A 21,699-nucleotide genomic window follows, 5' to 3' on the forward strand; every position below is an offset into this window, starting at 1 on the left:
TGCCCAGGTAGGGCCTCATCAGGCCCCCTTCCTGCGCAGCCGTACGACGACCTCTCCCGCGCACATCGCGCCCAGGCCCCCGAGCCGGTCGCCCACCGCCGCACCCACCCGGCGCAGCACGGGGCCTGTCCGCTCGGCGTCGGTGAACACGGTGACCTCGACGATCCGCGACGTGAGCCGGACCCGTGCCCCGTTCACCTCCTCCACCGACTCGGCGGCCTCCCGCAGCGTGCGGCGGAGTCCGGACCTGGTGATGCCGATCACCATGTGCGGGTCTCCCGCCTCCAGCGGCACCAGCCGTGACCGCCCCGGCAGCACGGCGAGCGCGAGCATCACCAGGCCCATCGCGACGGCGAGCACCGAGGCGGCGAACACGGCGGGATCCGACCAGTTCCACGCGCCGACGCCCTTGACGATCCGCCGGTAGGGCACCCGCGCGAGCGGGGAGTCCATGAGCAGGCCCACCGTCACCGCGGCCGAGGCCGCCAGCACGGCGGACACCGTCAGCGCGGTGGGGACACCCGCGAGGGTCCTGCCCGGCCTGAGCATCCGCACCGACCTGCGCCGGACGTCCTGGAACCGCTCGGCCCCCGCCTTGCCTCCCGAGCCCGGGGTGTTCCCCGCGGCACCGGTGCCTCCCGAGCCCGCCAGGACGTCCTGGAGAGTAGTCGTCATCCGGCCATGTGTACGCGTTCCCGCAGGGCCGGGCCGGGGATCAACCGCCCACTTGCACGATCTTGAGCCCTCCCTGGCGGGAGCATTGATCACCGATACAGCAACATGAACAATGCTCATCTTCTCCGTATCGGGGTTATCCTGCGGACATGGACGACCGCCAGCGCTACGACCGGGCCACAGCGCACCTTGACCCTCCCTTCGCCGTCCTCGACCTGCGGGCCCTGCGCGCCAACGCCGAAGGCATGGCCCGCCGCGCCCGGGGCAAGCCGATCAGGGTCGCCAGCAAGTCCATCAGGTCCCGGGCCGTGCTCGAACGCGTCCTCGCCATGGACGGCTTCACCGGGATCATGGCCTTCACCCTCCCCGAAGCCCTCTGGCTCGTCTCCACCGGGATGCGCGACGTGCTCGTCGCCTACCCCACCGTCGACCGCGCCGCGCTCGCCGAACTCGCCGCCGAGCCGATCGCGGCGCGGGAGATCACGATCATGGTGGACCGGGCCGAGCACCTGGACCTCGTCGAATCCGCCGTCGCCGGAGTCCGCGACCGCCACGAGATCCGGCTCTGCCTGGACGTCGACGCCGGCTACCTCGCCCTCGGCGGCCGGTTCAGGGCGGGCGTCCGCCGCTCCCCCGTCCACGAGGTCGACCAGGCCGCCGACCTCGCCACCGAGATCGCCAAAAGGCCCGGCTTCCGGCTCGTGGGCCTGATGGCGTACGAGGCCCAGATCGCCGGGGTCGGCGACGACCCGCCGGGCAACCCCGCCCTCACCCGGGCCGTCCGCCTGATGCAGGCCAGGTCCCGCCGCGAGCTGATCACCCGCAGGGGCCGGATCGTCCAGGCCGTCCGCCAGGTCACCGACCTGGAGTTCGTCAACGGCGGCGGCACCGGCAGCATCGAGAAGACCACCGAGGAGAGGGCCGTCACCGAGATCGCGGCCGGATCCGGTTTCTTCCATCCCCGCCTGTTCGACTTCTACCGGGGATTCACCGGCCGGCCCGCCGCCCTGTTCGCCCTGCCCGTCGTACGCCGCCCCGCCCCCGGCGTCGTCACCGTCCTCGGCGGCGGCTACCCCGCCTCCGGCGCCCCCGGCGACGACCGCCTGCCCCAGCCCTACCTGCCGTGCGGGCTGCGCTACGACTCCAACGAGGGGGCCGGAGAGGTCCAGACCCCCCTCATCGGGCAGGCGGCGGAAGACCTGCGCGCCGGCGACCGGGTCTGGTTCCGGCACGCCAAGGCGGGCGAGCTCTGCGAGCGCTTCGCGCGCCTGCACCTGATCGACGGGGACGAGGTCGTGGACGAGGTCCCCACCTACCGCGGCGAGGGCCGCACCTTCCTCTGACCCTGCCGTGATCCTGCCGCCAACTGTGCCTCCAGCCGTTGCCCGGTACGCCCCTGACCCCGGGCAGGGCACGCCTTCGATCGGGTCCGGCGCGCCTCCAACCTGGCCCGGCATGCGAAACGGGCACCCGCCGCTCCACGGCGAGTGCCCGTTCCCCCTCACATCTCGACCCCGCCCTCCGGGCACGACGGCCCGCGGTGCTCCCGCGCCCGGAGGTGCCTGACCTCGGAGAGATCTCAGAAGCCCAGGTCGAGTTCCTCCCACCTGCTGCACTTGTAGGTCGACCAGCCGCGGTACTTGACCTGGCAGGTCTTGACCCGCACCTCGCTCACGTCGTGCGCCGTGACGCGGAAGCGCTTGGTGTCGTCGTAGCTGCACAATTTGACGCGCTTGGCGACGTCCCAGTCCTCGTCATCGGACGAGGTGACCTGCACCTCGGCGTAGGCGCAGCGACCACCCTGGCGGAGGGTGCGCCTGTCACCGTCGTACAGATCGCCCCGCAGCCTGAAGGTGTTGTCCTCCTCGTCGTCACCCCTGACCGAGTACACGGCCTCCAGCGTGGCCAGGCCGTTCCTGGACTCCTGCTCGAAGTTGTCGTCGAAGTCTCGCGCAGAGGACGCCGAGGACGCCGAGGACGCAGCCGACGCGGACGTCGGTGTCGCGGCGAAGGCGGCCGGAGCCACGGTCAGCATGACGCTCGTGGTCGCCGCCACCGCGATCGCGGCGCGAATGATGTTTTTCATGGATTTACCCCTCCTTTTTCCTACTCGCGATGGTCCGCGAGCGGGAAAAAGGTCACATGAGTAAACCCCTACTCAATTCCGGGCAGCCGATCGGTCACCGGCGACATTCGCTCCCTCGGCCGGCGACATTCGCTCCCTCGGCCGGCGACGGTCAGCGACGACGGCGCCGCCACAGCATGACCACCGCGCCGAGCGCCAGCGCCGCCCCCACCCCGATCAGGATCGGCGCCAGGTCCGGCCGCTCGTCCGCCCACAGGTCCTCGGGCTCGCCGGCGAGCCTGACCGGCTTCGGCCCCGCCGCGCCCCCCACCAGGTCACCGACCTGAGCGGCGAGATGCTCCGCGTTCGCCCGGACCTTCGCCACACCACGCGCCGCGACCCGCTTGGGGCTCACCCGGTCCGCGATGGCGTCCACCGTCTGGGCCAACTCCGCGCGCGTGCGCTCGATCTGTCGTTCCAACTCCGCGGGATCGGTGTCCGCCATGGCTATCCTCCCCTACTCCTTGACATTGATCAGTCTGTCAGGTCCTACCCACCCACGGCACTTCGGGCAGGCCGGTAAGTTGACCGGGGAACCATTCCTCGGAGGAACACCATGAAACTTGAGCCGGGCGACGCCGCCCCGGACTTCACCCTTCCCGCCGCCGACGGCACCACCGTGTCGCTGGAGAGCCACCGCGGTAAGCGCGTCATCCTCTACTTCTATCCCGCCGCGATGACCCCGGGCTGCACCAAGCAGGCCTGCGACTTCCGCGACAGCCTCGCCTCACTCACCTCGGCCGGATTCGTCGTGCTCGGCGTCTCGAAGGACAGCCCGGCCAAGCTCGCCAAGTTCGTCGAGCACGACGCCCTCACCTTCCCGCTCCTGTCCGACCCCTCCCTTGAGGTCCACAAGGCCTACGACGCGTACGGGGAGAAGACGATGTACGGCAAGACGACCCTCGGGGTCATCCGCTCCACCTTCGTCATCGACGCGGACGGCAAGATCGAGAAGGCCCTCTACAACGTGAAGGCGACCGGCCACGTGGCCCGCCTCCGCCGCGAACTCGGCGTCGACTGACATCCGATTTTCGCCATTTAATATGACATGAGCACGCCCCAAGAATTGTCGGTCCCATTACCTAGGCTTGGGGCGTGCCCACCAAATACAAATACACCCCGGAAATGCTGGCGGAGGCCGCGGCCGCATCCCTCAGCATCGCCGACGTCCTCCGCCGCCTCGGCATCACCGTCGCGGGCGGCAACCACGCCCATATCAGCCGCCAGTTGAAGCGCTTCGAAATCGACACGTCGCACTTTCGCAGGGTCTCCCCCAACAGAGGGAAGCCCTCGCCGCGACGCGGCCGTCCGGAACAGGTTCTCGCCATGCGACCGGAGGGCAGTCCACGCCCAGACCCCGGGCAGCTCAGGCGCTGCCTGATCGAGACCGGGATGCCATACCGCTGCGCGGGATGTAGGATCGAGGGCGCCTGGCGAGGTCAGGCATTGACGCTGCACGTTGACCATATCAATGGCAACTGGCTGGACAACAGAAAAGAAAACCTGCGTTTTCTCTGCCCCAATTGCCATTCACAGACAGAGAATTTCGCAGGAAAGAATAGGGGTCGTAGCCCAACGGTAGAGGCCGCGGTTTTAGGTACCGTCCAGAGCGGGTTCGAATCCCGTCGACCCCACAAAACAATTAAGAATCAATCGATCGACATAAAGTCAACAGACACCAGCGTGACAATATCGGCCCAGGATCTATTTTTCATAGAATACTGTCGGAGCGAAAGACGCTTCGCGTCGAGATCCGCGGTCATACGCAGAGCCATTCAATTACTGCGCGAATCCGTCCTCGCGGAGGACCGTGCCGTCGCGTCTGATCCGGCGGGTTGAGGCCGGGGACCCGGGGGCGCGCGTTCGGCCGGCTTCGCCGTGGGTGGTGGATTCGGCGAGTCGCCCCCGTGAGCCCAGGTCGACCGCCCGCGGGGCCGGCGTCGCCCAGGACCACACGAGACGGCACGATGTTCACCGCCGGAGGGAAGACCCCTGTGGATCCGCGCGGGTAGCGGGTAGGCAGGTGCGCGGGTAAGCCGACGATCCCGGTGAGACCGCCGAAGCGGCCGGGAAGGCCATGAGCGGTATGCGGCGAGGGAGCTCTGTCCGATGTGGCGGCTATCCGTCGCGGCGGGGGGACGGGAGAGAAAACGTCAGGTCGCGCGGCCTGTCTTCCTAGCCGCGCGACCCGGCGTCGTTGTGATTGATCACCACAAACTATCTCCCTTTACTCACCCCGGAGGGCGCTCCCAAAAACCATGGTGCCCCAGAGACCGTAAAGGCTGTGTAAGCCAAGCCGAATGTGCGGCCCGGTGTGCGACCTGAGTCGTACATTGAGCTCCACCTTGAGGGGGAAGGGCGCTGATCTGCGCATACGTATCGTAGTGATGTGTTCGGCAGATTGCGCGCCTGGAGCGTGCGCCATCCCAGGATCACGGACGCCCTGTGGCTGACTCCGTTCCTGCTGGTCTCGCTGCTCAATGTCTGGGCCGTCGGGGTGGTCGACCTGGTGGCCTGGGGGGCGGAGAGGCTGGGGCTGTGGGGGTTCGCGGGGCTGACGCTGCTGTTGTTCGTACCCCTGTTCTGGATGCGCGAGCGTCCGGTCGCGGTCTTCGCGACCGTCTCGTTCGCCTCGTTCCTCCAGTGGCTCGCCGGGGTTCCTCCCCTGTTCTTCAACGTCTCCGTGCTCGTCGCCATGTACGGGGTGGCGTCGCGGCGCCCGCTGCGCTGGGCGGTCGGGGCGGGGCTGGTGGTGGAGCTGGGGTTGTTCCTGGTGTTCGGGCGGGTGCCTCAGGGACTTGACCTGCGTGCCTTCGCCACGGCCTCGGCGTTCGCGGCCGCGATCTGGATGACGGGGATCTACGCGAACACCCGCCGCCGTTATCTGGAGGGTCTGGAGGAGCGGGCCGAGCGAGCGGAACGGGATCGCGATCAGCAGGCCAGGCTGGCGGCGGCCGCGGAGCGGGCCAGGATCGCCCGTGAGCTGCACGACGTGGTCGCGCACAACGTGAGTGTGATCATCGTTCAGGCCGACGGGGCGGGGTACGCGATCGACCGCGACCCTGAGCAGGCGCGCAGGGCGATGGAGGCGGTCTCGGCCACGGGCCGCAGGGCGCTGGCGGAGATGCGGCGGATGGTGGGCGTGTTGCGGGCCGACGGTGTCCAGGAGGAGTACGCTCCGCAGCCGAGCCTGTCGCAGTTGGACGATCTGGTGACGCAGGTGCGGGAGTCGGGTTTGCCGGTGGAGTTGCGGGTGTCCGGTGTTCCCGCGGAGCTTCCCGAGGGGGAGCAGCTCACGGTTTACCGGATCGTTCAGGAGGCGCTCACCAATACCCTCAAACACGGTGGCCCGGAGAGCAGGGCCACGGTGGAGATGGAGTACGGCGTGCGGGAGCTGCTCGTGCGGGTGACCGACGACGGTCGTGGCGCGGCGACGCCGGAGCGTGAGGGTGGGCACGGCCTGGTCGGCATGCGCGAGCGGGTCGCGATGTTCGGCGGGAGTGTGAAGGCGAGCCCCGTTCCCGGTGGCGGGTTCCAGGTGGTGGCGCGGCTGCCGATCGGCGATACCGGGGCGGGGCGGGCGGCTTGACGGAGTACGCGGTGGGTGACCAGGTGATTCGGGTGATGCTGGTCGACGATCAGGAGTTGCTGCGAACCGGTTTCCGCATGGTTCTCGACGCCCATCCCGGCATCGAGGTCGTCGCTGAGGCGGGTAACGGGGCCGCGGCGGTGGAGGCGGTGCGGACGGTCGCCGTGGACGTGGTGCTGATGGACGTGCGGATGCCGGTGATGGACGGGGTGGAGGCGACGCGGCTGATCCGTTCGACGGCCGGTGGGCCTCGGGTGCTGATCCTGACCACGTTCGATCTGGACGAGTACGCGTTCGCGGCGTTGAAGGCGGGCGCGTCGGGGTTCCTGCTGAAGGATGTGCCGCCCGCCGATCTGGTGAGCGCGATCCAGTCGGTGCACAGCGGGGACGCGGTGGTGGCGCCGAGTACGACGCGGCGGCTGCTGGAGCGTTTCGCGGTGCATCTCCCCTCCGCGGTGGCCGAGCCCGCGGTGCTGACCGGGCTGACCGCGCGGGAGCGGGAGGTGCTGGTGTTGGTGGCGAGGGGGTTGTCGAACACGGAGATCGCCGGTCGTCTGGAGCTGGCGGAGGCGACGGTCAAGACGCATCTGGGCCGGATTCTGGCGAAGCTGAGCCTGCGGGATCGAGCACAGGTCGTCGTATATGCCTATGAATCGGGAATCGTAACCCCGCATTCCGCCGATTAGCATCGTCGTATGACGAACCTTGACGGTCGGCTCCGCGCGTCGCACTCCGATCGTGACGCGGTCATCGAGCGGTTGCGCGTGGCCACCGGAGAGGGACGGCTCTCCCTGGAGGAGTTGGAGGAGCGGATCGAGCGGACGCAGGTGGCGAGGACGTACGACGACCTGAGGGCCATCACCGCCGACCTGCCGCGAGACGACGCGGGGCTCGCCATGCTGGGCGTCGGGGGTGCCGGGGGCGTCGGAGGCGCCGGAAGCGGAGTCCTGGAGCTGCGGACGAAGCACGGGGAGGTGCAGCAGAAGGACTACTGGGTGGTGCCCCCGCGCATCGTGGCGAGTTGCAGCTCGGGCACCGTGAAGATCGACTTCACCGAGGCGGTGTGCTCGCACCGCGAGGTGTTGCTGGAGGCGACCTGCGGGATGGGCACCATCCTGGTGACCGTGCCGCGTGGGTGGACCGTGTGGATCGACTCGCTGACGACGAACATGGGCACGATCAAAAACAAGGCCACCGAACCCGGGCACCCTGACGCGCCGGTGCTGCGTGTCACCGGCAAGGTCGGCCTGGGCACCTTGAAGATCAAATACCCGCGGAGGTAATACCGGTTGAGGGCCGGGAACCTTCCCCGCCGGAGACAAGAACCGCGCGAGTCTCCCCATCGGACACGAGAACCGCGCGAGCCTTGACCGAAGGCGAGAGCCTCGGCCGGAGACAGAGCACCGGATCGGAGGCGAGAGCCTCGGGAGAACCCCGCTGGATCGGAAACCCGCGAGCGCCCCGGCCTTCGGGCAGGAATCCCATCGAGGGTGAGGCCCCGTTCGCCTCGCCCGCCTCGTCCGAATGGCCGAGGCCGCACTACGGCGGAGGTCGCGCCCCTCCTTCTCCCGACCCCCTCCGTATCGCCATAAGTCAGGCCTAACGCCTGATGGATCCCTCTTTCCCCATCAATACCGTTTGGTGCGTCATAACATCACACGTTGTTGAGGAGAGCTGTCGTGACCATCACCGGAGAGGTCGGCGCGTGGGACGCGCGGGAAAGCGCGGCGCCGGCCGTGACGGCCAGAGGTCTCACCAAGGTGTACGGCCGGGGGGACACCGCCGTGCACGCGCTGCGAGGAGTGGACGTCTCCTTCGCGACCGGCGCCTTCACCGCGATCATGGGCCCCTCGGGGTCGGGCAAGTCCACGCTGATGCACTGCCTGGCCGGACTGGACACGGTGAGCGGCGGGCAGGTGCGCGTCGGGGACGTGGAGCTGACCGGACTCAACGACAAGAAGCTCACCATGCTCCGCCGCGAGCGGATCGGCTTCGTCTTCCAGGCGTTCAACCTGCTGCCGACGCTCACCGCCGAGCAGAACATCCGGCTCCCGCTGGAGATCGCCGGGCGGCTGGCCGACCCCGCGCTGTTCGACCGGGTCGTGGAGACCGTGGGCCTGCGCGACCGGCTCGGCCACAAGCCCGCGGAACTGTCGGGCGGACAGCAGCAGCGCGTCGCGGTCGCCCGCGCCCTGATCAGCAGGCCGCAGGTCATCTTCGCCGACGAACCCACCGGCAACCTCGACTCGCGCAGCGGCGCCGAGGTGCTCTCCTTCCTGCGGACGTCGGTGCGCGAACTCGACCAGACGATCGTGATGGTCACCCACGACCCGGTGGCGGCCTCGTACGCCGACCGTGTGGTCTTCCTCCGCGACGGCCTGCTGGTGAGCGAGCTGACGGGGCCGACGCCGCAGTCGGTGCTGGACACGCTGATGAAGCTGGAGGCGTGAGGTGCTGAGGACGACGCTGGCCGGGTTGCTCGCGCACCGGCTGCGCCTGATGCTGACGTCCCTCGCGATCGCGCTGGGGGTCGGCTTCATCGCGGGGACGTTCGTGCTGACCGACACCATCGACGCGGGGTTCACCGAGAAGTTCTCCGCGGCGGCCGACAAAATCGACGTCGCCGTACTCCCGGCGTCCGGCGGGAACGGCGACGAGCCTCCGGTCGTCTCCGAGGCCACCTTGGAGAAGGTACGCGCCGTGGACGGGGTGGCCGACGCACAGGGGCTGGTACGGGGCACGTCCGCCCTGATCGGCAAGGACGGCAAGGCCGCCGGTGACTTCCCCACCGCGGGGATCTCCCTGCCCGAGGGCGACCTGAACCGTATGCCGATCGTGAGCGGTACGGCCCCGAAGACCGCGACGCAGGCCGTGCTCGACGAGGGCACCGCCAGGACCAGGGGATTCAAGGTCGGCGACACCATCGCGGTGCTCGACGCGAGCAACGCCAGGCACGAGTTCACCCTGGTGGGCCTGTTCGACGTCGGCCTGGACCAGGAGCTCGGATACTTCGGCGCGGTCGGCTACACCACGGACACGGCCAGGAAGATGACCGGGCAGAAGGGGTATCGGGAGGTCGACGTCGCCGCCGCCGAGGGGGTCACCCAGGAGGCGCTGCGCGGCTCGGTCGCCGCGGTCGTGGGTTCGGGTCACGAGGTCAAGACCGGTGAGCGCTACGCGGCGGACCTCGCCAAGGGCAACGGCGCCAACGGCGACTTCCTGAAGCTGGGCCTGCTGCTGTTCGGCGTGGTGGCGATGTTCGTGGCCGCGCTGGTCATCTACAACACCTTCAACATCCTGGTGGCCCAGCGGACCCGCGAGATGGCGCTGCTGCGATGCGTCGGGGCGACGCGCGGGCAGGTCTTCTCCTCGATCATGCTGGAGTCGGCGGTGGTCGGCCTGCTGTCGTCGGTGTTCGGCCTGCTGCTCGGCTACGGCCTGGGTGCGGGGGCACTCTCCGTGCTGGCGGCGTTCGACGCGCCGCTGCCCACGGCCGCCGCCGCCACCCTGACGCCGACCACCATCGTCCTTGGCCTGGTGATCGGCCTGACGGTCACGGTCGGCGCGGCGCTGCTGCCCGCGCGGGCCGCGACGCGGGTGGCGCCGATCGCGGCGCTGCGCTCGCAGACCGAGGAGCGGACCTTCAGGGCCGGCCTGGTACGAATGATCTTCGCGGGGCTGTTCCTGCTCGCGGGCGTGGGCATCGTGGTGGCGGGGATCTCCACGGATCCCGGCGAGACCGCCTTGGTGACGGTGATGGCCGGATGCTCGTCCGTCTTCCTCGCGGTGCTGATCCTCGGGCCGGTGATCGTCAGGCCGCTCTCCGCCTTCGCGGGGTGGGTGCCGGCCAAGCTCTTCGGCGTACCCGGCAGGCTGGCCGTGGACAACTCCCGGCGCAACCCGAAGCGGTCGGCGACCACCACCGTGGCACTCACCGTGGGGGTGACGCTCATGACGGTCATCTCCGTCGTCACCGGCACCGTTCGGGTGACGTTCACCCAGCAGCTCGACGAGCAGTTCCCCTTCGACTACATGGTGCAGACCCAGGGGCGCGACTCGGGCCTGCCCCGCGCGATCGCCGAGGACCTCCGGAGCCGGTCCGAGCTGGACTCGGTCATCGCCTTCCGTGAGACCGGCGCGAGGCTCGCGACCGGGACCACCCGGTACGACGTGGGAACCTTCACCCCCGTCCCGGGCTTCAAGCCGCCGCTCGACGCGGGCTCGCTCGACCGGCTCGTCCCGGGGACCGCGCTCGTCGCCGACCGCGTCGCCGAGCGGCTCACGCTCGGGGTCGGTGACCGGATCACCGTACGAACGTCGAAGGCGGGCACGGTCGACCTCTCGATCGTGGGCATCTCCAACGTCGACGCGAGCCTCTCCGACGTGACGGTGCCCCAGCGGGAGTTCGACCGCTACTTCGGCGAGGTCGGCGACAGCCGCGTGATGATCAAGCACCGTGACGGCGTCGACCCGGACCGGGCGCTCGCGGCGGTCGAGGCGTCGACGGAGGCGTACCCGACGGCGAAGGTCGCGAGCTCGACGGAGCTGCGGGGCCAGTTCGACGAGGCGCTCGACATGATATTGATGATCATCACGGGGCTGCTCGGTCTGGCGGTGCTCATCTCCCTGCTGGGCATCGCCAACACGCTCTCCCTCTCGGTCCACGAGCGCACCCGCGAGTCCGCGCTGCTGCGTGCCCTCGGCCTGACCCGGCCCCAGCTGCGGCGGATGCTCTCGGTCGAGGCGCTGGTCCTGGGCCTCATCGGCGCGCTGGTCGGTGTGGCGCTGGGGGTCGCGTTCGGCTGGGCGGCCGCGCAGACGATGACCGACGACGTCGTCTTCCAGTTGCCGGTGCCGCAGATCCTGTCGTTCGTCGCCCTGTCGGGCCTCGCCGGGGTGCTCGCGGCCGTCCTGCCCGCCCGGCGCGCGGCCCGCGCCTCGGTCGTGGGCTCACTCGCGAGCGGCTGAGCGTGGTGGCCGGGACGCCTTCGTCATCGGGGGCGGCGTCCCGGCCACTGCTCCGCCACGGTCTCGGGGTTGAGCAGCGGCCGGATCACGATCTCACCGGTGGCCCTGTCGATCACCACGCAGCCGGACCCGACGGTGTCGGGCAGCACGCTGGGATCGTCGGGCTCGGGCTCGTTCGCCCAGGCGACATAGCCCTCCTGAAAGGCATAAATCCTGATCTCGACGGCGGCACCCGCGCCCCGGACCCCGTTGAAGTACTCCTCCGCCACGGCCCTCGCCTGGTCCGGGTTCACAGACGTCGTCCCTCCCTGTCGATCACGACGCAGAACACACCCGTCACCGACTCGTACGGCGGCTCCACCGCCATGTGCCCCCGCTGCGCGTCGATCCAGATCACCTCGCCATCGAAGTTCACCGCGTTCCAGGCGTGACTGCCCCCGGCCGGCCACCGGTTGATGATGAGCGCCGAGGAGCCGTGTCCCCCGGCCAGCAACGCCTGCGCGATCGGCAGGTAGGCGTGGCGCCCCTGCCCCACATAGTGGAAGCGCTGTCCCAGCCACCGCTCCGCCCTCGCCACTCCCCCGGCCTCCCCGGTGAGCAGCGGCCTGCCCACCCGGTCGTACTCGGGTCTGCGCGGCGCGGCCACCGCGGGAGTGCCGTACCAGGTGGAGAGCACCGACAGCGCGCAGTCGATCGCGTTGGTCGCCCGGAACGGATCGTCGGCCGGGCCGCTCCCGTTGATCAGCCTGATCCACATGCCGCGCGGGTCGGGGAAGCGGCGCGGGGTGCCCTGCTCGGTGAGGGGAACGGCCCGCAGCATGTCCTCCTCGGTCTGCGGATCGGGCCTGGCCAACCCGCCCGCCAGCCCGTACGGCCTGCACTGGTCCAGTCGCGCCGGACCCCAGCGCATCCGCTCCCGCTCGCTCTCGCGCGGCGCGGGTGTCACCACCGGCACCTGGACCTCCAGCTCGAAGTCCCGCCACCGCTGCCCGTCCATCGTCACCACGGGGTTGTAGACCCCCGACGCCAAACTCCACTCGCTCACGGCTCCCCCGTCCCCAACCCCCTGGGAGCCAGATAGTAGGACGGCCCACCCACCCGACACGAAGGAGTTGACCGTTTAAAGGCTCAACCCCCACCTGTCGTTCCAGTCCTCGTCACAACGGCATCGAGGTCAGTGATCGCGAAGCGTCACAGCCAGGGTCAGCCGACCCGTACCCGGATGGTGTGCCAGCCGGTGGCGCCGTCCGGGGCGACAGAGGTGCGCTCGGCGGTCTGGGTGTAGCCGGTGGTGTCGGTGGCGCGGACCTCGATGGTGTGCTCGCCGGGGGTGGCGTCCCAGTCGTCGAGGACCCACTGGCGCCAGGTGTCGGCGGTGGGGGCCTCGGCGAGGCGGGCCTGGCGCCACTCGCCCTCATCCACGCGGACCTCGACCGCGTCCACGCCCTTGTGCTGTGCCCAGGCGACCCCCGCGACGACGGTCTTGCCGGCGGGGACGCTCGCGCCGTCCCTGGGCAGGTCGATGCGCGACTGGGTCTTGATCGGCCCCTTCGCGGACCAGCCCCTGGGCGTCCAGTAGGCCTCGTCCTGGTCGAAGCGGGTGACCTTGATGTCGGTGACCCACTTGGTGGCCGAGACGTAGCCGTAGAGCCCGGGGACGACCTGGCGGACCGGGAAGCCGTGGTCGACGGGGAGCACCTCGCCGTTCATGCCGAAGGCGAGCAGGGCGTCGCGGCCGTCCATCACGACGTCGACCGGGGTTCCCGCGGTCCAGCCGTCGGCGGAGGTGCTGAGCAGCATGTCCGCGTCCTTGCGGACGCCCGCGTCGCGGAGCACCGCGGCCAGGCTCACGCCCAGCCAGCGGGCGTTACCGATGTAGGGGCCGCCGACCTCGTTGGAGACGCAGCAGAGCGTGACGTCGGCCTCGACCACGGCGCGTTTCATCAGGTCGGCGAAGGTGAGCTCCACGGGCCGATCGACCATGCCGTGGATCGTGAGGGTCCAGTCGCGCGGGTCGACCTGGGGGACCGACAGGGTGGTGTCGACCCGGTAGAAGTCGTTGCTGGGGGTGACGAACGACGACAGGCCCCTGATCCTCAGGTCGGCCCCGGCGGGCAGCGCGGGGAGGGGTTTCGCGGGCAGCGGCAGCGTGATGCCGCTGCGTGCCGCGTTCACCTCGGCCCGCCCGGAGAGCGCGCGCCCGGCCAGCCCCGCCACCCCCGCGAGAGCCACGCCGCCGACCGCGCCGGTCAGCAGGCCTCGGCGGTCGAAGGCGCGCAGGTCGTTCCCCGCCCGCATGACGGGTGGCACCTGCGGGCCGGTCCGCTCCCCGGCCTCCGATGAGGACTCGGGCGAGACCGGTCGCGGGCGCTCGGGCCCGGTGTCGTGCGAAATCTCTTCCTGGCGACCCGGCCCGGTGTCGTGCGCGGCCCCCGCCGCACCCACGACATAGGCGCCCCCGGACGCCCTCGCGTACGACCCGGCCGAGGCGTCGTCGGGTACGAGGGCGCGACGGACGAGCCACCGCAGAACGAGCATGCCGGTGCCCACCCCGACGAGCGTCGGGACGACGTCCACCGGCCCGGCCCCTGGCCGGGTCAGCACGGCGACGACGCCGACGAGGCCGAACGCGGCCAGACCTGCCATCCCGTACCGAAGGTCGCGGACGGCGGCCCTTCCCAGCGCGACGGCGATCGCGGCCATGACCAGCAGGATCCCTGCGAGCAGCACGGTCTTGTCGTTCTCGCCGAAGGTGCGGATCGCCCATTCCTTGAGCGGCGCAGGGGTGAGGTCGACGACGGAGTTGCCGACCGCGACGACCGGGAAGGCGACGGGGTTCACCAGGCCCGCCACGAGCAGTGACACCGCCACCGCCACCGCGCCGGACACCAGGCCGATCAGCGCCGGGGCCCAGGAGGGCACACGCTTGTTGCTCTGCATACCCCGACGCTACGCCCATAAGGGGTCGCGGGTTCTTACGCGCTGATTACAGGCGCGACCTGGACGTCTCGGGCTCCTCGGCCGTCGTCCGCGCGGCTCTCGCCGTCAGGCGATCATTTCGGCGATGACGGGGGCGAGGGCGCGGAAGGCTCGGCCACGGTGGCTGATCGCGTCCTTCTCCGCGGCGGACAGCTCGGCGGTGGTCCGGGTCTCGCCTTCGGGGACGAGGATCGGGTCGTAGCCGAAGCCGCCGCTGCCGCGCGGGGCGTCGATGATCACGCCGCGCAGCGCCCCCTCGGTCACCCGCTCCTCCCCCGAGGGGAGTGCGAGCGCGGCGGCGCAGGCGAAGTGCGCGCCCCGGTGCTCGGCGGGCACGTCGGAGACCTGGGCGAGCAGCAGGTCGAGGTTGGCCTGGTCGTCGCCGTGCCTTCCCGCCCAGCGGGCGGAGAAGATGCCCGGCATGCCGTTCAGGGCGTCGACGCAGAGGCCGGAGTCGTCGGCGATCGCGGGCAGGCCGGACTGCTGTGCGACCGCGTGCGCCTTGAGCAGCGCGTTCTCCGCGAAGGTGAGGCCGGTCTCGGCGACGTCGCCGATCTCGGGGAACTCCTCGAGCCCGACGATCTCGACCGGGATCCGGGCGTCGGCGAGGATCCGGCGCAGCTCGGCGATCTTTCCCGAGTTCCTGGTGGCGAGGACCACACGGGCCGCACCGGACCGGGCCGCACCGGTCTCGATCTCGGTCGTACCGGATTCGCTCATGCCGACCGCCTCGTTCCTGAACGATTCACCGTGAGAAAGCGGCTCATGCCAACGCCTCCCGCTGGAGGCGGGTGAGCTCGGCGCAGCCGGCCGCGCCGAGGTCGAGCAGTTCGTCGAGGGCGGCGCGGTCGAACGGCTTGCCCTCGGCGGTGCCCTGGACCTCGACGAACTCGCCGGAGCCGGTCATCACCACGTTCATGTCCGTCTCGGCGGCGACGTCCTCGGTGTAGCAGAGGTCGAGCAGCGCCGTGGAGCCGACGACGCCGACGGAGACCGCCGCGACCGAGTCGACCAGCGGGTCTCCGCCGCACATCTTGCGCTTGCGCATCCACGCGACCGCGTCGACCAGTGCCACGTACGCGCCGGTGATGGCGGCGGTGCGGGTGCCGCCGTCGGCCTGGAGCACGTCGCAGTCGATGACGATCGAGTTCTCGCCCAGCGTCTTGTAGTCGACGCAGGCGCGCAGGGAGCGGCCGATCAGGCGGGAGATCTCGTGCGTACGGCCGCCGATCTTGCCGCGTACCGACTCGCGGTCGTTGCGGGTGTTCGTGGCGCGCGGCAGCATGGCGTACTCGGCGGTGATCCAGCCCTGGCCGCTGCCCCGGCGCCAGCGCGGGACGCTGTCCTGCACGGAGGCGGCGCAGAGCACCTTGGTGCCGCCGAACTCGACGAGCACCGAGCCCTCGGCGTGCGCGAGCCAGCCCCGGGTGATGGTGACGGGGCGGAGTTGATCGGGAGTACGTCCATCTGCGCGAGCCATGACGTTCACCCTAGGTCATACCGGGCCCCGCTCCGTGCCAGTTCCATCCGTCCGGCGAACCCCCCGCGGGAGGCGTCCTCCAGGACGCGGTCGCGGTCGTTCCAGGGCACCAGGTGGGTGAGGACGAGGGTGTCCACGCCCGCCCTGGCCGCGTGCTCGGCCGCCTGGCGGCCGTTCAGGTGCAGGCCGGTGGGGAGTCCTGGCTCGTCGAGGTACGACGCCTCGCACAGGAGCACGTCGGCTCCCGAGGCGAGCTTGACCAGTTCGGCACTCTCGCCGGTGTCCCCGGAGTAGGCCACCGAGCGCCCGCCGTGGGAGACCCTGAACCCGTAGGTCTCCACGGGATGGTTCACCGGGGCGGCCGTCACCTCGAAGGGGCCGACCTCGAACGTCCCCGGCATCAGGCTCACGAACTCGAAGGCCTTCTCCAGCGGCGGTTCGTCGGGCATCGCGTAGGCGGAGTTCAGGCGCTCGCGGGCGTCGGAGGGCGCGTACACCGGGACCTTGGGCAGCGGGCCGCCGGGCGAGTAGGTGCGCACCACGTGGTACGGGCACATGTCGAGGCAGTGGTCGGCGTGCAGGTGCGACAGGCAGATCGCGTCCACGTCGTACAGGCCGATGTGCCTCTGGAGCGCGCCGAGCGCGCCACTGCCGAAGTCGAGCAGCATGCGGAACCCGTCGGCCTCCAGCAGGTAGCAGGAGGAAGGGCTGTCGGGCCCGGGGAAACTCCCCGAGCATCCAATGATCGTCAACTTCACGGCGGCCTCCTACGGTTACTGTGCGGCGCCGCGTGTCACGGCGCGGGCGCCGGTGGCCGGTGTCCGTCCCCCTTCGTCCGCCGATCCCCGGCGCTCCCCCTACGGAGCGCCCGGGCACCGTCACACGCGATGCCCGTTGTTCGGAACATCCCCTACCACTGCCACCTCGACCGCCTCGATCTCCGGTCCGAGGAACCGTCGTCCGAGGTCGGTGAAGAGTCCCGCGTCACCGGTGGCGCGGAAGCGGTGCCTGGGCGCGTCCCCCACGGCGGCCAGGCCCCGGTCGTGCAGGACGCGGTAGACGTCCTTGGCCGTCTCGTCGGCGCTGGACACCAGCGTCACGCCGTCGCCCGCCACATAGGAGATCGGTCCGGTGAGGAGCGGGTAGTGCGTGCATCCCAGGATCAGCGTGTCGCACCCGTCGGCGAGCACCGGCTTCAGGTATTCGCGGATGACGTCGATGAGCTCGTCGCTCATCGTCTCGCCCCGCTCGACGAACTCCACCAGGCGCGGCGCGGCCACCCCGGTGAGCCGGACGTCGGGAGCGGCGGCGAACGCGTCGTGGTAGGCCATCGACTCGATCGTGGCCCTGGTCCCGAGCACCCCGACCCTGCCGTTGCGGGTGGCCCGCACGGCGCGGCGGGTGGCCGGCTGGATCACCTCGACGACCGGGACGGCGTAGCGTTCCCGCGCGTCGCGGAGCACCGCCGCGCTCGCGCTGTTGCACGCGATCACCAGCATCTTCACGTCGCCCTCGACGAGGTGGTCCATCACCTCCAGCGCGTAGGCGCGGACCTGCGCGATGCTCTTGGGGCCGTACGGCTGCCTCGCCGTGTCGGCCACATAGAAGATCGACTCGTTGGGCAACTGGTCGATGATCGCCCGAGCCACCGTGAGGCCACCGACACCGCTGTCAAAGATTCCAATGCTCGCTTGCGACACAGTTCCCCAGGCTAGGCGACCCGGGGCGGCCGATCACGGTAAGAATCCTCACAACGCCGAATACCAGCTCAGCCATGTATTTTTCATGACATTCAGTCGTACGGTGTCTGTTACTACGTCCCGTGGCGCGGACGTCAGCCCCGCCCGACGCGGGCCAGCTGACGGGACTGGGCGACCAGGCGGCCCGCGGAGTCCCACACCTCGACCTCCTCGTCGAACCAGCCGTCACTGATCAGGCGGCCCCCGCCCAGGAGGGTGAGCCAGCCGGGTGCGGGCAGGGCGCGCAGGTGCCAGGTGAGGTCGACCGTGGGCGCCCAGCCGCGCGCCCCCGCGGAGAACACCACCGGCGGGAGGGCGTCCACGGCGAGCGCCAGCACGTACGGGTCGGGGTCCTGCGGCTCGGCCAGCCGGAAGTAGGCGCGGGCCTCGGGCCTGCCGGTGGGACGGCCGTCGACCCAGCCGACGGTGGGAGGGTCGAAGGCGAGTTCCACCTGGGCGCTGAACGTCAGGTTCGACGCGTCCTTGGGGGCGGGCAGCGAGACGCACCGCTCGATCGGCGGCATCACCGCCGAGGGCCCGTCCGTCCAGTCGGGGACGGCATCGTTGAGCGTCGCGGTCGTGACGAGCCCTTCGATGAAGGACGTCCCTTCCTGGACGAGGGTCACCCTGGTCATCGTGGCGGTGCGGCCGGTCTTGATCTGCTCCAGGCGCACCCGCGCGGGGCCGGGTCTCGCCGCCCGCAGGAACTGGACACTCGTGCTCACCGGGTGCTCGTGGGGGGAGGCGTCCACGACCGCGCGCAGCAGCACGGCCATCAGATAGCCGCCGTTCAGGGGGCCGCCGATGGAGTATCCGGGGTCGAGGCACACGTCGTAGGTGGTCTCGTCCACCTTGGTCACCGCTGTCGCCTCGTCGAACTTCGCCATCCGCGCCCCCGAATCTTGTTCTAGAGGGGTCACTTTACCCATTCCATGCCACCGTCGCCTCCCCGGGTCCTCGATGTCACCTCCCCTGGATCCGCCGGGGCACCGAAGCCTCCGGGAAACCAAGATCTGCGGTGAGGAAGGGACGACAGTGACCTGCGGGAACAAGGCGACAAAGGCCACGATGGGCGAAGAAACCGCGCTGAGCAGGGGATGGTCCCGCTTAGACGTGACAATCACATAGTTAGTTCAATGCAAGCGGGTTGCTAGCAATGTGCACTAACTTCTCCCTGTCCGCGAAGTCCACATTGTGAGTGATCATGCCTGCCAACAATCCCCCAAACCAGTCGCCCGATCCGGGTCAGCAGCCCGACAGGACGATCGCCTACCGTTGGAACGAGGGCGCACAGCCGAACGACCAGCCGCACACGCAGGCCTACCCGCAGAACGGCCAGCCCGGATACTCGCAGCCATCCGGCGGTTACCAGCAGGGGCAGCCCTACCCGCAGCAGGGCCAGCCCTACCAGCAGCAGTCCGGCCAGCAGCAGGGCTACGGCCAGCAGGCGTACGGACAGCAGAACTACGGACAGCAGAACTACGGCCAGCAGGCCGGTCAGCCGTACGGGCAGCAGCCCGGCTACCAGCAGCAGGGCTACGGGCAGCAGGCGTACGGACAGCAGGCGGGGAACTGGCAGCAGGGACCCGACTTCCTGAGCGCCGGACCTCCCCCGGGACCTCCCGCGCGCAAGGGCGGCAAGGGCTGGCTGCTCGCGGTGGTCGCCGCGCTGGTCGTCGCCCTCGTGGGCGGTGGCGGCTTCTTCGCGATCAACCTGCTCAGCGGCGGCGGCGCGCAGCCGCACGACGTACTGCCCGGCAACGCCGTCGGTTACATCCGCCTCGACCTCGACCCGGCCGCGAACCAGAAGGTGGCGCTGTTCAACATCGCCAGGAAGTTCACGGTCACCAAGGACTCCTTCAGCGGCGAGGACCCGCGTAAGGCGATCTTCGACCTGATCAAGAAGGACGCCGACGACCTCGGCAAGGTCGACTACGCCACCGACATCGAGCCCTGGCTCGGCGTCCGCGTCGGTGTGGCCGCGCTGACCCCGGCCAAGGCCGGAGCCGAGCCCGGCGTCGTGGTGGCCGTCCAGGTCACCGATCAGGACAAGGCCACGGCGGGCATCGCGAAGCTGATGGGCAAGGAGAAGTACGGCATCGCGTTCCGCGAGGACTACGCGCTGCTCACCCCGACCCAGGCCGAGGCCGACAAGGCCGCCACCGCCGAGCCGCTGTCGGGCAACGCCGACTTCTCCGACGACCTGAGCGCCCTCGGCGAGACCGGCGTGCTCTCCTTCTGGGCCGACGCGGGCAAGCTCGCGGAAATGGCCCCCGAACTGGCCGCCCAGGACCCCACCGTCCTCGCCCAGGTCAAGAACGCCCGCGTGGCGGGCGCCCTCCGCTTCGACAGCGAGTACGTCGAGCTCGCGGGCATCAGCCGCGGCGTCGAGAACCTGGACATGGGCGATCCCGAGCCCTCCAGGATCAGCACGCTTCCCGCCTCCACCGCCGGCGCGATCTCGATCTCGGGTCTCGGCGAGGTGGTCGGCAAGCAGTGGGCACAGCTCATGAAGTCGGCCGACCAGGCCGCGGGCGGCGGCGTCCAGCAGTTCGCCGACCAGGCCAAGCAGAACTACGGCCTCGCGCTCCCCGACGACCTGGTGACGCTGCTCGGTAAGAACATCACCATCGCCATCGACTCCAACGGCCTCGACGGCAACCAGCCGAAGTTCGGCGCGAAGATCGTCACCGACCCGGCCAAGGCGCAGGAGGTCGTCGGCAAGATCGAGAGGTTCCTCGCGGACTCCGGGACGGCCGTCCCGCAGCTCGCCAAGGTTCCCGGCGACGGCGTCTTCGTCCTGGGCAGCGCGCAGGACTACGCCGCCGAGCTCAACAAGGACGGCGCCCTGGGCGACAGCGAGACCTTCCAGCTCGCGATCCCCAACGCCGGTGAGGCGACCTTCGCCCTCTACGCCGACCTGGACAAGGTGGAGAACCTCTATCTCGGCAACCTCCAGGGCGACGAGAAGGCCAACCTCCAGGTGCTCCGCGCCGTGGGCGTGAGCGGCACCCAGTCGGGCAACGAGGGGACCTTCTCGATGAGGCTCCTGTTCAACTGATCCTGTTCAACTGATCCACCCGGGCTCCCCGATCTCGTTCGGACCGGACCTCCCCAGATCCCCGGCAGGGCTCCGCCCCGCCGGGGATTCGCCTTTCAACAGGCGGCGGTCAGGCCCAGAGCTGGCCTTCGAGCCGCTCCTCGGCCTCGTCGAGCGTCCCCTCGTAGGCGCCGGTGGACAGGTATTTCCAGCCGCCGTCCGCGACCACGAACACCACGTCGGCCCGCTCCCCCGCCTTGACGGCCTTCGCCGCCACACCGAGCGCGGCGTGCAGGGCGGCACCGGTGGAGACCCCCGCGAAGATGCCCTCGCCGGACAGCAGCTCCCGGGTGCGCCGCAGCGCGTCGGCCGAGGAGACCGAGAACCGCGTGGTCAGGACGTCGGCGTCGTACAGCTCGGGAATGAAGCCCTCGTCCACGTTGCGCAGCCCGTACACCAGCTCGCCGTAACGCGGCTCGGCGGCGACGATCCTCACACCGGGAACGTGCTCGCGCAGGAACCTGCCGACACCCATCAGGGTGCCCGTGGTGCCCAGACCGGCCACGAAGTGGGTGACGGACGGCAGATCCTCCAGGATCTCCGGCCCCGTCGACTCGTAGTGCGAGCGCCAGTTGGCCGGGTTGCCGTACTGGTAGAGCATCACCCAGTCGGGGTTCTCCTCCGCCAGGCCCTTGGCGACCCGCACCGCCTCGTTGGAGCCGCCCGCCGCGGGCGAGGAGATGATCTGCGCCCCCCACATGCGCAGCAGCTGGCGACGTTCCTCCGAGGTGTTCTCCGGCATCACGCAGATCAGCTTGTAGCCCTTGAGCCTGGCCGACATCGCGAGCGAGATGCCGGTGTTGCCGCTCGTGGGTTCGAGGATCGTGCAGCCCGGCTGGAGAAGTCCGTCCTTCTCCGCCTGCTCGATCATCCACAGCGCCGGACGGTCCTTGATCGAACCTGTCGGGTTGCGGTCTTCGAGTTTGGCCCAGATCCGTACGTCCTCCGAGGGCGAGAGCCTGGGCAGGCCGACCAGCGGGGTCCGGCCGACCGATTCGATCAGTGAGTCAAAACGCATGGTGTACGGCTTCCGCCTCGGGTTGA

20 protein-coding genes, 1 tRNA gene and 1 pseudogene are annotated in these 21,699 nt (G+C 70.0%); 10 read left to right on the plus strand and 12 right to left on the minus strand.

The features are described from left to right. Nucleotides 1–18: 18 nt before the first annotated feature. Nucleotides 19–675 (minus strand): DUF6286 domain-containing protein, encoded by a 657-nt coding sequence (locus tag ABT352_RS37655; RefSeq protein ID WP_350949825.1) that lies wholly within the window; start codon nt 673–675, stop codon nt 19–21. A gap of 149 nt (nt 676–824) precedes the next feature. Here ABT352_RS37655 and ABT352_RS37660 point away from each other — a divergent pair, with 149 nt between their 5' ends. Continuing rightward, entirely contained in the window at nt 825–2,018 is a 1,194-nt protein-coding gene (locus ABT352_RS37660; RefSeq protein ID WP_350949826.1) for an amino acid deaminase/aldolase, read from the plus strand. Between the two features lie 236 nt (nt 2,019–2,254). Here ABT352_RS37660 and ABT352_RS37665 read toward each other — a convergent pair whose 3' ends face one another. Next, nucleotides 2,255–2,761: a hypothetical protein gene (locus tag ABT352_RS37665; protein WP_350949827.1), complete on the minus strand. Its 507-nt coding sequence runs from the start codon at nt 2,759–2,761 to the stop codon at nt 2,255–2,257. A 151-nt stretch (nt 2,762–2,912) separates the two neighbouring features. Then, a complete protein-coding gene (locus ABT352_RS37670; RefSeq protein WP_350949828.1) occupies nt 2,913–3,245 on the minus strand; it encodes a DUF3618 domain-containing protein in 333 nt (110 codons plus the stop codon). 111 nt (nt 3,246–3,356) lie between these two features. Between ABT352_RS37670 and bcp the strand changes: the two genes are divergently transcribed. The 8 genes and pseudogenes from bcp to ABT352_RS37710 all read left to right on the plus strand — a co-directional run bounded on the left by bcp (nt 3,357) and on the right by ABT352_RS37710 (nt 11,357). Then, nucleotides 3,357–3,821: a thioredoxin-dependent thiol peroxidase gene (gene bcp, locus ABT352_RS37675; RefSeq protein ID WP_350949829.1), complete on the plus strand. Its 465-nt coding sequence runs from the start codon at nt 3,357–3,359 to the stop codon at nt 3,819–3,821. 371 nt (nt 3,822–4,192) lie between these two features. Beyond that, a pseudogene (locus ABT352_RS37680) lies at nt 4,193–4,333 on the plus strand (HNH endonuclease); the annotation flags it as partial. Between the two features lie 28 nt (nt 4,334–4,361). Beyond that, nucleotides 4,362–4,434 (plus strand) — tRNA-Leu (locus ABT352_RS37685). 755 nt (nt 4,435–5,189) lie between these two features. Further along, entirely contained in the window at nt 5,190–6,389 is a 1,200-nt protein-coding gene (locus tag ABT352_RS37690) for a sensor histidine kinase (protein ID WP_350949830.1), read from the plus strand. A 23-nt stretch (nt 6,390–6,412) separates the two neighbouring features. Continuing rightward, a complete protein-coding gene (locus ABT352_RS37695) occupies nt 6,413–7,075 on the plus strand; it encodes a response regulator (protein ID WP_350949859.1) in 663 nt (220 codons plus the stop codon). 9 nt (nt 7,076–7,084) lie between these two features. Next, nucleotides 7,085–7,672: a DUF1707 SHOCT-like domain-containing protein gene (locus ABT352_RS37700; RefSeq protein WP_350949831.1), complete on the plus strand. Its 588-nt coding sequence runs from the start codon at nt 7,085–7,087 to the stop codon at nt 7,670–7,672. A 396-nt stretch (nt 7,673–8,068) separates the two neighbouring features. Further along, nucleotides 8,069–8,839, plus strand: coding sequence for an ABC transporter ATP-binding protein (locus tag ABT352_RS37705; RefSeq protein ID WP_350949832.1), 771 nt, complete (start codon nt 8,069–8,071; stop codon nt 8,837–8,839). A gap of 1 nt (nt 8,840) precedes the next feature. After that, complete coding sequence (locus tag ABT352_RS37710) at nt 8,841–11,357, plus strand: ABC transporter permease (protein ID WP_350949833.1); 2,517 nt, start codon at nt 8,841–8,843, stop codon at nt 11,355–11,357. Between the two features lie 23 nt (nt 11,358–11,380). Here ABT352_RS37710 and ABT352_RS37715 read toward each other — a convergent pair whose 3' ends face one another. The 8 genes from ABT352_RS37715 to ABT352_RS37750 all read right to left on the minus strand — a co-directional run bounded on the left by ABT352_RS37715 (nt 11,381) and on the right by ABT352_RS37750 (nt 18,442). Next, nucleotides 11,381–11,650, minus strand: coding sequence for an SUKH-4 family immunity protein (locus ABT352_RS37715; protein WP_350949834.1), 270 nt, complete (start codon nt 11,648–11,650; stop codon nt 11,381–11,383). Further along, nucleotides 11,647–12,402 carry a toxin glutamine deamidase domain-containing protein gene (locus tag ABT352_RS37720; protein ID WP_350949835.1) on the minus strand — a complete coding sequence of 252 codons (756 nt, stop codon included), beginning with the start codon at nt 12,400–12,402 and terminating at the stop codon, nt 11,647–11,649. Before ABT352_RS37720 ends, ABT352_RS37715 begins: the two co-directional genes overlap by 4 nt. A gap of 158 nt (nt 12,403–12,560) precedes the next feature. Next, on the minus strand, nt 12,561–14,297 hold the full coding sequence (locus tag ABT352_RS37725) for a molybdopterin-dependent oxidoreductase (RefSeq protein ID WP_350949836.1): 1,737 nt from the start codon (nt 14,295–14,297) through the stop codon (nt 12,561–12,563). Between the two features lie 105 nt (nt 14,298–14,402). Continuing rightward, nucleotides 14,403–15,056: an XTP/dITP diphosphatase gene (locus ABT352_RS37730; protein ID WP_350949837.1), complete on the minus strand. Its 654-nt coding sequence runs from the start codon at nt 15,054–15,056 to the stop codon at nt 14,403–14,405. 43 nt (nt 15,057–15,099) lie between these two features. Next, entirely contained in the window at nt 15,100–15,816 is a 717-nt protein-coding gene (gene rph, locus ABT352_RS37735; protein ID WP_350949838.1) for a ribonuclease PH, read from the minus strand. 5 nt (nt 15,817–15,821) lie between these two features. Then, on the minus strand, nt 15,822–16,574 hold the full coding sequence (locus ABT352_RS37740) for an MBL fold metallo-hydrolase (protein WP_350949839.1): 753 nt from the start codon (nt 16,572–16,574) through the stop codon (nt 15,822–15,824). Between the two features lie 120 nt (nt 16,575–16,694). Beyond that, nucleotides 16,695–17,516, minus strand: a complete 822-nt coding sequence (murI, locus tag ABT352_RS37745; protein ID WP_350949840.1) for a glutamate racemase — start codon at nt 17,514–17,516, stop codon at nt 16,695–16,697. Nucleotides 17,517–17,650: 134 nt separating this feature from the next. After that, complete coding sequence (locus tag ABT352_RS37750) at nt 17,651–18,442, minus strand: thioesterase family protein (RefSeq protein WP_350949841.1); 792 nt, start codon at nt 18,440–18,442, stop codon at nt 17,651–17,653. Nucleotides 18,443–18,759: 317 nt separating this feature from the next. Between ABT352_RS37750 and ABT352_RS37755 the strand changes: the two genes are divergently transcribed. Further along, complete coding sequence (locus ABT352_RS37755; protein ID WP_350949842.1) at nt 18,760–20,616, plus strand: DUF3352 domain-containing protein; 1,857 nt, start codon at nt 18,760–18,762, stop codon at nt 20,614–20,616. A gap of 109 nt (nt 20,617–20,725) precedes the next feature. On the opposite strand, the gene ABT352_RS37760 is transcribed toward ABT352_RS37755, so the two are convergent. Further along, nucleotides 20,726–21,673: a PLP-dependent cysteine synthase family protein gene (locus ABT352_RS37760; protein WP_350949843.1), complete on the minus strand. Its 948-nt coding sequence runs from the start codon at nt 21,671–21,673 to the stop codon at nt 20,726–20,728. Nucleotides 21,674–21,699: the final 26 nt, after the last annotated feature.

This window comes from Streptosporangium sp. NPDC000563 (assembly GCF_040299985.1).
Taxonomy (GTDB): Bacteria; Actinomycetota; Actinomycetes; order Streptosporangiales; family Streptosporangiaceae; genus Streptosporangium.